Origin of the sequence: Streptomyces capitiformicae (assembly GCF_002214185.1) — a bacterium.
In the GTDB taxonomy this organism is placed as follows: Bacteria; Actinomycetota; Actinomycetes; order Streptomycetales; family Streptomycetaceae; genus Streptomyces; species Streptomyces capitiformicae.
In genome coordinates this window covers 736,942-749,195 of sequence record NZ_CP022161.1, presented here as the reverse complement: position 1 = coordinate 749,195, position 12,254 = coordinate 736,942, and the positions used below count along the sequence as shown (strand labels likewise).

Annotated in this window: 9 protein-coding genes; all 9 read right to left on the bottom strand. The window is 70.5% G+C overall.

Features of this window, described 5'->3' with window-relative positions; all coding sequences use genetic code 11:
• Positions 1–2: 2 nt before the first annotated feature.
• Complete coding sequence (locus CES90_RS03235; RefSeq protein ID WP_189783134.1) at positions 3–2,510, bottom strand: PQQ-dependent sugar dehydrogenase; 2,508 nt, start codon at positions 2,508–2,510, stop codon at positions 3–5.
• A 108-nt stretch (positions 2,511–2,618) separates the two neighbouring features.
• Complete coding sequence (locus CES90_RS03230; RefSeq protein ID WP_189783135.1) at positions 2,619–3,623, bottom strand: sugar phosphate isomerase/epimerase family protein; 1,005 nt, start codon at positions 3,621–3,623, stop codon at positions 2,619–2,621.
• Between the two features lie 24 nt (positions 3,624–3,647).
• Entirely contained in the window at positions 3,648–5,087 is a 1,440-nt protein-coding gene (locus CES90_RS03225; RefSeq protein ID WP_189783136.1) for a Gfo/Idh/MocA family protein, read from the bottom strand.
• 157 nt (positions 5,088–5,244) lie between these two features.
• On the bottom strand, positions 5,245–6,282 hold the full coding sequence (locus CES90_RS03220; RefSeq protein ID WP_189783137.1) for a substrate-binding domain-containing protein: 1,038 nt from the start codon (positions 6,280–6,282) through the stop codon (positions 5,245–5,247).
• Positions 6,283–6,407: 125 nt separating this feature from the next.
• Entirely contained in the window at positions 6,408–7,427 is a 1,020-nt protein-coding gene (locus CES90_RS03215) for an ABC transporter permease (protein ID WP_189783138.1), read from the bottom strand.
• Entirely contained in the window at positions 7,424–8,965 is a 1,542-nt protein-coding gene (locus tag CES90_RS03210; RefSeq protein ID WP_189783139.1) for a sugar ABC transporter ATP-binding protein, read from the bottom strand. Before CES90_RS03210 ends, CES90_RS03215 begins: the two co-directional genes overlap by 4 nt.
• Before the next feature lie 96 nt (positions 8,966–9,061).
• Positions 9,062–10,243, bottom strand: coding sequence for an ROK family transcriptional regulator (locus tag CES90_RS03205; RefSeq protein WP_189783140.1), 1,182 nt, complete (start codon positions 10,241–10,243; stop codon positions 9,062–9,064).
• Between the two features lie 252 nt (positions 10,244–10,495).
• A complete protein-coding gene (locus CES90_RS03200) occupies positions 10,496–11,170 on the bottom strand; it encodes a GntR family transcriptional regulator (RefSeq protein ID WP_189783141.1) in 675 nt (224 codons plus the stop codon).
• Between the two features lie 131 nt (positions 11,171–11,301).
• Positions 11,302–12,240, bottom strand: coding sequence for a beta-ketoacyl-ACP synthase III (locus tag CES90_RS03195; RefSeq protein ID WP_189783142.1), 939 nt, complete (start codon positions 12,238–12,240; stop codon positions 11,302–11,304).
• Positions 12,241–12,254: the final 14 nt, after the last annotated feature.

The window sequence follows — 12,254 nt, the reverse complement described above, 5'->3', positions numbered from 1 at the left end:
CCTCACCTCGTCGTGAAGGCGAAGTCGTCCACGTCGAACAGGCCACCCGAGCCGCTCCCCTTGAACACCAGGAAGAGGGTGGTGGTGCCGCGCGGTGCCCGGGACAGGTCGGCGGTGACGTCCTGGAAGTTCTCCCAGCCGCCGGTCACCGGCACGGTCGCGGCACCGAGGAGACGGCCGGTCGGAGAGCCCGCACGGACCTCCAGCCTGCCGCCCGCGCCCCCGGAGGAGATACGCGCGGTGATCTTCGTGGCGTTGGACAGGACGTACGGCGTGAAGGAGATCCAGTCGCCGTTCGAGATGTCGCCGACCGTCTTGCCGCCGTGTGCCGTGTCCTTCGACTGCACCGTGATACCCGAGGAGTCGCCGTAGTGCTCGGCCTGGCGGTGCTTGGGCTGGACGACGTTCTGGTCGTGGGTGGTCAGCGGGGCCTGGCCGCCGCCTCCGCCGTCGGTGTACTCGGCGTCGAAGACCCCGAAGATGTTGGCGTTGGGGTCGTGGCCGCCGTCGGCGCTGGTCTGGATGGTGCCGGTGCAGCCGTTGGCGGAGGTCACGGGGTGGCCGTGGCTGTCATGGCCCAGGATGAAGGTGACCTTGACCTTCGAGCAGTCGATCGGCCGGCCGTCCTCCGGATCGCTCACCTTCACCTTGAACGGCACGGCGTCACCGAAGGCGAACAGCTGCCCGTCCTGCGGGAGTTGCAGTGCGACCTTGGGCGCGGTGTTGCCGACGACGATCCGCACGCTGGCGCTGCCGGTGCGACCGGAGGAGTCCTTCGCGGTGAGGGTCGCCGTGTAGGTGCCGTTCTTCTTGTAGGTGTGCGTCGGGTTCGCCGCCGTGGAGGTGCCGCCGTCGCCGAAGTCCCAGCGGTAGGTGAGGGCGTCGCCGTCCTGGTCGCTGGTGCCCTTGGAGGAGAAGCGCACCTTGAGCTTCGCCTGCCCGGACGTACGGTCGGCGGCGGCCTGGGCGACCGGGGAGTGGCCGTCGGTGGCGTTCTCGATGCGGTACAGCGCGGAGTGCTCGTCGCCGCCGAACCAGGAGATGCCGTAGTCGAGGACGTACAGCGCGCCGTCCGGGCCGAAGGCCATGTCCATGACCTGGGTGCCGGTCCAGGGTATGGAGTTGATGGACTGTACGGTGCCGTCCGCGTCCGAGGTGATCCGCTTGATCCAGCGGCGGCCGAACTCACCGGCGAAGAAGTCTCCGTCGTACGCCTCCGGGAACTTCACCGGGGAGTCCAGCGAGGCGTCGTAGTGGTAGACCGGGCCGCCCATCGGGGACTCGGAGCCGTCGCCGAACTCCGGGCGGGAGGCACCGTCGTACGGGATCCAGGCGGGCTCGGCGGGCGGCAGGTCGGTGAGACCGGTGTTGTTCGGCGAGGTGTTCTTGGGGGCCGAGCAGTCGAAGGCCGCGCCCGAGGTGCCGGTGGCGAAGTCGTAGTCGACGTAGGCGTCGTTGTCGCCGGTGCAGTACGGCCAGCCGAAGTTGCCGGGCTTGGTCACCCGGGCGAACTCGACCTGGCCGGCCGGGCCGCGCGAGGGGTTGGCGGCGCCGGCGTCGGGGCCGTACTCACCGACGTAGAGGATGCCGGTTTTCTTGTCGACGCTGAAGCGGAACGGGTTGCGGAGGCCCATCGCGTAGATCTCGGGGCGCGTCTTGTCCGTGCCGGGTGCGAAGAGGTTGCCGTCGGGGACGGAGTAGGAGCCGTCGGCGTTCACCTTGATGCGCAGGATCTTGCCGCGCAGGTCGTTGGTGTTGGCGGAGGTGCGCTGGGCGTCGAAGGCCGGGTTTCGGTTGGCGCGCTCGTCGATGGGGGTGAAGCCGTCCGACTGGAACGGGTTGCTGTCGTCGCCCGTCGACAGGTACAGGTTGCCGGCCGCATCGAAGTCGATGTCGCCGCCGACATGGCAGCAGATGCCGCGGGAGGCGGGGACGTCGAGGATCTTCGTCTCGCTGGCCGTGTCGAGGGTGCCGTCCGTCTTCAGGACGAAGCGGGAGAGCCGGTTTACGCCGTTGAAGGGTGCGAAGTCGGCAGCGGTGCCGGTCTCGGGGGCGTCGCCCGCAGGGGTGTTCAGCGGGGGCGCGTAGTAGAGGTAGATGAAGCGGTTGTCGGCGAAGCCCGGGTCGACGCCGATGCCCTGCAGGCCCTCCTCGTCGTGGGAGTACACGTCGAGCTTGCCCGCGAGTTTGGTGTTGCCCGCCGCGTCGGTCAGCCGCAGCTCGCCGTCGCGGGAGGTGTGCAGGACCGAGCGGTCCGGGAGGACGGCGAGCGACATGGGCTCGCCCGTCTCCGGTTCACCCTTGGCCAGGGTGACCTGCTGGAAGTCCTCGGCCTCGGCGGCCTGCGGGGCGGCGTCTGCAGCGGCGGCTTCGGCCGCGCCCGCAGCGGGCGAGGTGAGCGAGAGCGAGGCGCCCGCGAGCAGCAGACCGCTCAGCAGTGCGAGGGGGCCGCGGACGCTCCGGCGTCTGAAGTGGCTGGTGGGGTGTCTGTTGGCGTCGTACGGGTGCACGAGATGCCTCCAAGGAGGGGCCGGTCGTACGGAGCTGTACGGGTGTGTGCGGTACGCCGGGGTGCGCCGTCACCCCGGAGACAGGAAGCGCCCTTGCGGAACCAGGGTCTAGTCGTTGCCGCCGAACGCCGCGTCGAAGGAGGCCGACGGCGGTTCGAAGTCGTACGCCTTGAGGCGGGTCAGGGCCTCGGGGGCGCCCTGGAGCCGGTCCATGCCGGCGTCCTCCCACTCGACGGAGATGGGGCCCTGGTAGTCGATGGAGCGCAGCATGCGGAAGACGTCCTCCCAGGGGACGTCGCCGTGCCCGGCCGACACGAAGTCCCAGCCGCGGCGCGGATCGCCCCAGGGCAGATGCGAGCCGAGGCGGCCGTTGCGGCCGTCGAGCCGCTTGCGGGCCTCCTTGCAGTCGACGTGGTAGATCCGGTCGCGGAAGTCCCACAGGAAGCCGACCGGGTCGAGGTCCTGCCACACGAAGTGCGAGGGGTCGAAGTTGAGGCCGAAGGCGGGACGACGGTCGACGGCCTCCAGGGCGCGCTGGGTCGTCCAGTAGTCGTACGCGATCTCGCTCGGGTGGACCTCGTGCGCGAACCGCACGCCCTGGGCGTCGAAGACGTCGAGGATCGGGTTCCAGCGCGTCGCGAAGTCCTCGTAGCCGTGCTCGATCATGGATTCGGGGGCGGGCGGGAACATGGCGACCAGATGCCAGATGGCGGAGCCGGTGAAGCCGATGACGGTGTCGACGCCGAGGGCGGCCGCGGCCCGTGCCGTGTCGGCCATCTCGGCCGCGGCCCGCTGCCGTACGCCTTCGGGCTCGCCGTCGCCCCAGATACGGGCCGGGAGGATGGCGCGGTGACGTTCGTCGATGATGGCGTCGCACACCGCCTGGCCCACGAGGTGGTTGGAGACGGCCCAGCACTTCAGGCCGTACTTCTCCAGGAGTTGGTGGCGCGAGTCGAGATACGACGGGTCGGCGAGGGCCTTGTCGACCTCGAAGTGGTCTCCCCAGCAGGCGAGTTCGAGTCCGTCGTAGCCGAAGTCGCGGGCGAGTCGGCAGACCTCTTCGAGGGGCAGGTCGGCCCACTGGCCAGTGAAGAGCGTGAAGTTGCGCGGCATTGCCGTGGCCTCCTCGGACCGGAGTCAGAGCCCTGTCGTGGTGTGGTTCGGGATGTGGGTCGGGGTGTAGACGGAGTTCTTCTCGGCGCTCTCCTCCACCGCCGCGAGCACGCGCTGCACCTGAAGCCCGTCGGCGAAGGACGGCTCGGGCCGGGTTCCCGTCGCGATGGCATGCACCAGGTCACGGGCCTGGTGGACGAAGGTGTGCTCGTAGCCGAGGCCGTGGCCCGGCGGCCACCAGGCGTCCACGTAGGGGTGGTCGGGCTCGGTGACGAGGATGCGGCGGAAGCCGGCGTGGGCGCCGGGTTCGGTGTGGTCGTGGTAGGCGAGTTCGTTGAGCCGTTCCAGGTCGAAGGCCAGCGAGCCGCGTTCACCGTTGAGTTCGAGGCGCAGGGCGTTCTTGCGGCCGGTGGCGAAGCGGGTGGCCTCGAAGGAGGCAACCGCGCCAGAGGCGAAACGGCCGGTGAACAGGGCCGCGTCGTCGACGGTGACCGCCCCTCTGTCCGCCGAGCCTCCCGCCGCCGCCAGACCGCTGGACGCCCCGGCGGGCAGCGGCCGTTCCGTCACGAAGGTCTCGGTCAGCGCCGACACCCCGATCACCGGCTCACCCGCCAGATACTGCGCGAGGTCGACGATGTGCGCGCCGAGGTCGCCGAGCGCCCCCGAACCGGCCGTGTCCTTGCGCAGCCGCCAGGTGAGCGGGAACTCCGGGTCCACGAGCCAGTCCTGAAGGTACGTCACCCGTACGTGCCGCAGGGGGCCCAGCCGTCCCTCGGCGACCATGCGGCGGGCGAGCGCGGTGGCGGGCACCCGGCGGTAGTTGAAGCCGACCATCGCCAACTGCCCGCGCTCGTATGCCTCTTCGGCCGCCGTCGCCATCGCCTCCGCCTCCTCGACGGTGTTGGCGAGCGGCTTCTCGCAGAGCACGTGCTTGCCTGCGGCGAGGGCGGCGAGGGCGATCTCGGCGTGGCTGTCGCCGGGGGTGCAGATGTCGACGAGGTCGATGTCGTCCCTGGCGATCAGGTCCCGCCAGTCGGTCTCGGTCGCCGCCCAGCCGTGCCGGTCGGCCATGGCCCGCACCGCATCGCCGTCACGCCCGCAGACCGCCGCGAGCACGGGGCTGAGCGGCAGCTCGAAGACACGGCCCGCGGTGCGCCAGCCCTGGGAGTGCGCGGCCCCCATGAAGGCGTACCCGACCATGCCGACCCGCAGCGGAGGCTTGCCGACCCCTCCGGCGAGCCCGGCGGGCCAGGTCGCGGCGCCGGTGCCGACATGGGCAGCGCTGTCGGGCCTCGCCCCGGGCCCGCCCCGGGGCCCGGAAGCCCCGTCCCCCATGCCCGGCTCGGCCCCGAGCCCGCCCCCGGCTCCCGTGACGGCCCCCGCTCCCGTGACGCCCCCGGCATCAGGCCCAGCGGCTCCTGACTCCTCCGCCTCGGCCTGGTCGGGCTGCTGCGGCTGTCCCATGCGTGTGTCCTCCTCGTGATCGCGGCGCGGTGGGGGGCGGGGCCCTGCCTTCGTTTCCGATCAGCCCGGTCAAACCGGTCAGACTGGCCAGACTGGCCAGACTGGCCAGACTGGCCAGACTGGTCGGACCCGTCCGGCAGGACTCCCGCAGGACTCGTCACTTGAAGCCGGTGGGCATGTACTGGTCGACGTTGGCCTTGTCGACGACGGCCGAGTAGAGCGTGAGCGAGGCCGGGATCTCGAACTCGGCGAGGCCGCCGACGCCCTTGCCCTGGCCGAGGGCGCGGGCGAGGTCGATGGCGGAGGCGGCCATGGTCGGCGGGTAGAGGACGGTGGCCTTCAACACCCCGTCGTCCTTCTTGATGGCCTGGAAGGCGGAGAGGGCGCCCGCGCCGCCGACCATCAGGAAGTCGTCGCGTCCGGCCTGCTCGATGGCGCGCAGGGCACCGACACCCTGGTCGTCATCGTGGTTCCACAGGGCGTCGAAGTTCGACTGGGCCTGGAGGAGTTGGGCCATCTTGGCCTGCCCCGACTCCACCGTGAACTCGGCCGCCTGCCGGGCCACCTTCTTGATGTTCGGGTAGTTCTTGAGCGCGTCGTCGAAGCCTTTGGTGCGCTGCTGGGTCAGCTCCAGGTTGTCGAGCCCGGCCAGCTCGATGACGCGGGCGTCGCCCTTGTCCTTCAGCTTCTCGCCGATGTAGTGCCCGGCGTTGAGGCCCATGCCGTAGTTGTCGCCGCCGATCCAACAGCGGTACGCCTGCGGGGAGTTGAAGATCCGGTCGAGGTTGACGACGGGGATGCCGGCGCGCATCGCCTTCAGTCCGACCTGGGTGAGCGCCTTGCCGTCGGCGGGCAGGACGACCAGGACGTCGACCTTCTTGTTGATGAGGGTCTCGATCTGGCCGATCTGCTGGGCGGTGTCGTTGGACCCTTCGGTGATCTCCAGCGTGACGTCCTCGTACCGCTCCGCGCGGCTCTTGGCGTTCTCGTTGATCGCGTTGAGCCAGCCGTGGTCGGCCTGCGGCCCGGCGAAGCCGATGGTGACCGCCTTGCCGGGCTTGTCGTCGGCGGCCGACTGCTCGTTGGCGGCGGGATCTTCCTTGGACTCATTGCTGGTGCAACCGGTGAGGAGGGCGCCGGCCGAGACGGCGGCGGTCCCGAAGAGCAGTCCTCTGCGGCTCGTGAGGTGTGCCATGGCGTGGGCCTTTCCGTGTCAGGCATGCGGGGCGGATCAGGCGGAGGGGAAGGCATGCGTCTCAGGGGTCTCAGGGACCTCAAGGGCCTCAGAGGGAATCAGGGGTCACAGGAGTCACAGGGGCCTCAGGTCGTGTGGGCCGTACGTCGCTGGACCAGGACCGCGGCGACGATGATCGCGCCCTTGGCGATCTGCTGGACGTCGCTCTGGAGGTTGTTGAGCGCGAAGATGTTGGTGATCGTGGTGAAGATCAGGACGCCGAGGACGGAGCCCGTGATGGTGCCCCGGCCGCCGCTGAGCAGGGTTCCGCCGATGATCACGGCGGCGATGGCGTCGAGTTCGTAGAGGTTGCCGTTGGTGTTCTGGCCCGACCCGGACAGCACGATCAGCAGGAAGGCGGCGATGCCGCAGCACAGCCCGGAGAGCAGGTACAGATACAGCCGCTGCCGACGTACGTCGATACCCGCCAGCCGGGCCGCCTCCGCGTTGCCGCCGACGGCGACCGTGCGCCGGCCGAAGGTCGTACGGTTCAGCAGCAGCCAGCCGATGATCGTCACGACCGCGAAGACGAGGACGAGTGGCGGGATGCCGAGGATGTACGCGTCGCGCTCGCCGAGGTCGAGGATGCCCTCGATGGTGACGACCTGCGTGCTGCCGTCGGTGATCTGGAGGGCGAGACCGCGGGCCGAGGCGAGCATGGCGAGGGTGGCGATGAAGGGGACCACCCCGCCGTACGCGATGAGCAGTCCGTTCACCAGGCCGCATCCGACGCCGACGATCACCGCGGTGAAGAGGATGCCGCCGAAGCCGTACTCCTGGGTGGCGACCGTCGTCGCCCAGACGGAGGCCAGCGCCACGATCGCGCCGACCGACAGGTCGATGCCGCCGGAGGTGATGACGAAGGTCATGCCGACCGTGACGACACCGATCACCGAGGCCTGGGTGAGGACGAGTTGAAGGTTGCGGGTGTCGAGGAACTCGTCCGGCTTGGTGATGCCGCCGATGACGATCAGTACGGCGAGGACACCGAGCAACGACAGCGTGCGGACGTCGGCTCGGAACACGAGTGCGCGCCAGGCTGGCGGTTCGCTGACAGGTGCCATCTTGTCGGTGCCGCCCCGGGGCGGGGACACGGGCTGGGTCATGACGCCGGGCTCCCTTCTGTGGCCACGGGGCTTCCTTCCATCACGAGGTCGAGTACGCGGTGTTCGTCGAGTTCACCGGCGGGCGCGGTGTGGACGACGCGGCCCTCGCGCAGTACCAGCACGCGGTCGGCGAGGCCGAGGACCTCGGGCACCTCGCTGGAGACCAGCAGCACGGCGAGCCCCTCGTCGGCGAGGCGGCGTACGACCGCGTAGAGCTCGGCGCGGGCGCCCACGTCGACGCCCCGGGTCGGCTCGTCCAGCAGCAGCACCTTGCAGCCGCGCAGCAGCCAGCGGGCGAGGACGGCCTTCTGCTGGTTGCCGCCGGAGAGGGTGCGCACCTGCACGGAGGTGTTGTCCGGGCGCAGCGACAACTCCCGGGTCGCGGCCCGCGCGGCCCGGTGCTCTGCGCTCCGGTCGATCCAACCGCCGCGGGAGAAGCGGGACATGGACGACACGGAGACGTTCCTGGTGACGGACTCCAGCATCAGCAGCGCCTGCGCCTTGCGCTCCTCGGGGGCGAGCCCGAGCCCGGCCCGTACGGCAGCCCGTACGCTGCCTGTCCGTAACTGCTGTCCGTCCACGCTCACTTGACCGGCGGTGGGCTTGCGGGCGCCGTAGATCGTCTCCAGGATCTCGGACCGGCCGGAGCCGACGAGCCCGGCGAGGCCGACGATCTCGCCGGGCCGCACGTCCAGATCGAAGGGCTCGAACTCCCCCGCCCGGGCCAGCCCCCTCACTTCCAGTACGGGCGTACCGGCCGCCGGTCGCGCCGGTGGCCGGTCCGGGAAGACGTACTCGACGTTCCGGCCCGTCATCAGTGCCACGACCTCGCGCGTCGGCGTCGACTTCGCGGGCAGCCCGCCCGCCACGGCCCGCCCGTCCTTCAGCACGGTCACCCGGTCGCCGATCCTGCGGATCTCCTCCAGGCGGTGCGAGATGTAGACGACGGCGACCCCGTCCGCCGTCAGGTCTCCGACGATCCTGAACAGGTTGTCGACCTCGTCCGGGTCGAGCGCGGCGGACGGCTCGTCCATGACGATGAGCCGTACGTCGTGGGAGAGCGCCCGGGCCATCGACACGATCTGCTGCTGGGCGGCGGACAACTCGCCCACCAGCCGGGCCGGATCGATCTCAGGGTGCCCGAGTCGCTTGAGCAGAGCGGCGGTCGACGCCCGCGCCGCCTTTCCGCGTACGACGAAACCGGCGGCCGTGGGTTCGTGCCCGAGGTGGACGTTCTCGGCCACCGACAGGCCCTCCACCAGGTCGAGTTCCTGGTAGATGGTGGCGATGCCGAGGCGCATGGCGGCGATCGGTGAGCGGAGGGCGACCGTTTCCCCGTGCCAGGTGATGGTGCCGCCGTCGGGCTGGTGGGCGCCGGCGAGGACTTTGATGAGGGTCGACTTGCCTGCGCCGTTCTGGCCGAGCAGACAGTGGACCTCTCCGGCCTGGACGTCGAGGTCGACACCGTCGAGGGCCCGGACGCCGGGGAACGACTTGGTGATGCCGGACATGGTGAGCAGCGGTGGTTCTGGTGCCATGAGTTCCCCTTGGCGGGCGTGCGGGCCGGTTTCAGGGCAGGGCAGAGCAGGTGGTCGTGCTGGTGAGCCGTATCGAGTGAGTGACGAGTGAGTGGCTTACGCGGGTGAGAACAGGTGATCACTGATGAGGCGGGCCGCGCCGATGACTCCGGCGGTGGGGCCCAACTCGCCGAGGACGATGGGGAGGTTGCCGGTCGCGAGGGGCAGTGACTGGCGGTAGACCTGGGTGCGGATGGCGGCGAGCAGGGTGTGGCCGAGACCGGTCACCCCGCCGCCGATCACCACCAGGCCGGGGTTGAAGAAGCTGACGAGTCCGGCGATGACCTGGCCGGTGCGGTTGCCGCCCTCGCGGATCAGTTCGAGTGCGGTGGCGTCACCGGCGGCGGCCGCGGCGGCGACGTCGACGGCGCTGAGGGTGCCGCTCGTCTCCAGACGGGACGCGAGTTCCGCCGAGAGACCCTGCTGGGCGGCCTCCTTGGCGTCGCGGGCAAGGGCGGCGCCGCTGAAGTGGGCTTCCAGGCAGCCCCGGTTGCCGCAGGCGCAGGGGCGGCCGTCCGGTACGGCGAGGATGTGCCCGATGTCGCCGGCGCTGCCCGTCACCCCGCGGTGGACCTCGCCGCCGACGACGATGCCGCAGCCGATGCCGGTGCCGATCTTGACGCAGAGGAAGTCGCCCACGGAGCGTGCGACGCCCGCGTGCTGCTCCCCCATCGCCATCAGGTTCACGTCGTTGTCGACCATGACGGGGCAGCCGAGTTCCTGGCTGAGCGCCTCGCGCACCGGGAATCCGTCCCAGCCCGGCATGATCGGCGGGGCCACCGGCACACCCTCGGGGAAGCGGACGGGTCCGGGGACGCCGATACCGGCGCCGTCGAACCCCTCCGCGAGCCCGGAGGCCTTCAGCTTGGCCGCCATGGAGAGGACTTGTTCGAAGACGGCGACCGGGCCGTCCCGTACGTCCATGGGCTGGTTGATGTGGCCGAGGATCTCCAACTCCGCGTTGGTGACGGCGACATCGATGGAGGTCGCGCCGATGTCGACGCCGAGGAAGCGGAGTTGGGGGGCGAGCCGGATGTTGTGCGAGCGGCGACCGCCGCGGGAGGCGGCGAGGCCATCGGCCACGACCAGGCCCGTCTCCAGGAGGCGGTCCACCTCCACGGCCAGCTTCGACCGGGAGAGGTCGATGCGATCACCCAGCTGGGCACGGGAGTTGGGGCCGCCGTCGCGTAGCAGGCGCAGCAGGCGGGCCTGGTGTGCGTTCGCGGGTCGAGCCGTCATGCGTCTCACGAGCCCCTCCCCGCCTCATCGGCACCGCCGTGTGTGGCTTTCGAAGGGAAAGTAGCAGTGGATGCCGGAAGCGGGAAGAAGTCGCGCAGCAATTGCCGCTTACTTTCTCCACTGAGAGGACAAAGCGGGGGTGAGAGTAGCGGGGTTCAAGTACCGCGGCCCCGTAAGGGGCGCGGGGGAACTGCGCGACCAGCCACGACGGACCCTCAGCCGACGATCGCGGCAACCCCTACGGCGGGCCTCCTACTTCTCCCGCTCGTGGTACGTCTTCCGCGTGTGCTCCGTGTGGGCCCGCATGACCTCCGTGGCCCTCTGTTCGTCGCGGGCGGAAATGGCGGCGATCAGATCGCGGTGTTCGATCCAGGACTGGTGGCCGCGTTGGCGGGCGACGGGGGTGTAGTGCCAGCGGACGCGGCGGTCGACATGGGCGGCGAGTTCGGCGAGGACGGCGTTGCCCGCCAGCTCCATGACCTTGGCGTGGAAGTGGGCGTTCATGGCGACGGCGGCGTCCACGTCATCGGCGTCGACCGCACGCTCACCCTCGGCGCACAGCTCTTCCAGGGCCGTGATGCCGGCCGTGCCGGCGTTCGCGGCGGCGAGGCGGGCCGCCTCGGCCTCCAACAGGGTGCGCACCGTGAGGAGTTGGTCGGCCTCCCCCTCGGTCGGCTCGTGCACGAAGGCACCCTGCGCGGGCCGCAGGTCGACCCAGCCCTCGGTGTTGAGTCGCTGCAAGGCCTCGCGGACGGGCTGCCGGGACACCCCGAGGTGCCCGGCGAGCTCGCTCTCGACCAGGTGCTGGCCGGGGCGCAGGGCGCGCGTGGTGATGAGTTCGAGAAGTGCCTCGTAGACGCGGTCACGCAGTGGACCGGGGCGTTCGAGCCTGGGCACAGCTCCTTGCGGAAGTCCTGCCGACAACATCGCGGTCCCCTCCAGAGCGCCACCGGGCACTGCAAACGGAAAGTCAGTCAGAGGCAAAGCGTCAGTTAGACGTAGAGGCAGAGCCAGTATGAATTGTCTTTCGTCTACAGTCTACGACCCGTTGGAGGTGGTCATGGGCACCGGACGACCTGTCCCGCGTACGACAGGTTTCCGCCGAAGCCGAACAGCAGGACCGGGTCGCCGCTGGAGATCGCCCCGCGCTCGACGAGCTTGGAGAAGGCGAGCGGGATGCTCGCGGCCGAGGTGTTGCCGGACTCGGTGACGTCCCGTGCGACCACGGCGTTGACCGCGCCGATCTTCTCGGCGAGGGGTTCGATGATGCGCAGGTTGGCCTGGTGGAGGACGACCGCGGCGAGATCGGCGGGCGCGAGCCCCGCCTTCTCGCAGGCGGCACGGGCGATGGGCGGCAGCTTGGTGGTGGCCCAGCGGTAGACGCTCTGCCCTTCCTGCGCGAACCGCGCGGGCGTGCCCTCGATCCGTACGGCGTGCCCCATCTCGGGCACCGATCCCCACAGCACCGGACCGATGCCGGATTCGTCGGCGGCCTCGACGACGGCCGCGCCCGCCCCGTCCCCGACGAGGACACAGGTCGTACGGTCCGTCCAGTCCGTGACCTCGGACATCTTGTCGGCGCCGATGACGAGCGCCCGGGTGGCACCGCCCGCGCGTACGGCGTGGTCGGCGGTGGCGAGGGCGTGGGTGAAGCCTGCGCAGACGACGTTGAGGTCCATCGCGGCCGGAGAGGGGATGCCGAGCCGGTGGGCGACCCGGGCGGCCATGTTCGGGGAGCGGTCGACGGCCGTGGACGTGGCGACGACGACCAGGTCGATGGCGTCCGGGCCGAGGCCGGCCGCGGCGAGCGCCTTGGCGGCGGCGTGCCCGGCGAGCTCGTCGACGGGCTCGTCCGGGCCCGCGATGTGCCGGGTGCGGATGCCCACTCGGCTCGTGATCCACTCGTCACTCGTGTCGACCATGCCCGCCAGGTCCTCGTTGGTGAGCACCTTGGCGGGCTGGTAGTGGCCGACGGCGGCGATCCGCGAGCCGTTCATGGGTGGGTCCCCCT

What these genes read in the sequence shown, in the direction of transcription:
- CES90_RS03195 (WP_189783142.1), bottom strand. Translation starts at nt 12,240, where the DNA reads ATGAACGGCTCGCGGATCGCCGCCGTCGGCCACTACCAGCCCGCCAAG.
- CES90_RS03215 (WP_189783138.1), bottom strand. Translation starts at nt 7,427, where the DNA reads ATGACCCAGCCCGTGTCCCCGCCCCGGGGCGGCACCGACAAGATGGCA.
- CES90_RS03200 (WP_189783141.1), bottom strand. Translation starts at nt 11,170, where the DNA reads ATGTTGTCGGCAGGACTTCCGCAAGGAGCTGTGCCCAGGCTCGAACGC.
- CES90_RS03205 (WP_189783140.1), bottom strand. Translation starts at nt 10,243, where the DNA reads ATGACGGCTCGACCCGCGAACGCACACCAGGCCCGCCTGCTGCGCCTG.
- CES90_RS03225 (WP_189783136.1), bottom strand. Translation starts at nt 5,087, where the DNA reads ATGGGACAGCCGCAGCAGCCCGACCAGGCCGAGGCGGAGGAGTCAGGA.
- CES90_RS03210 (WP_189783139.1), bottom strand. Translation starts at nt 8,965, where the DNA reads ATGGCACCAGAACCACCGCTGCTCACCATGTCCGGCATCACCAAGTCG.
- CES90_RS03220 (WP_189783137.1), bottom strand. Translation starts at nt 6,282, where the DNA reads ATGGCACACCTCACGAGCCGCAGAGGACTGCTCTTCGGGACCGCCGCC.
- CES90_RS03230 (WP_189783135.1), bottom strand. Translation starts at nt 3,623, where the DNA reads ATGCCGCGCAACTTCACGCTCTTCACTGGCCAGTGGGCCGACCTGCCC.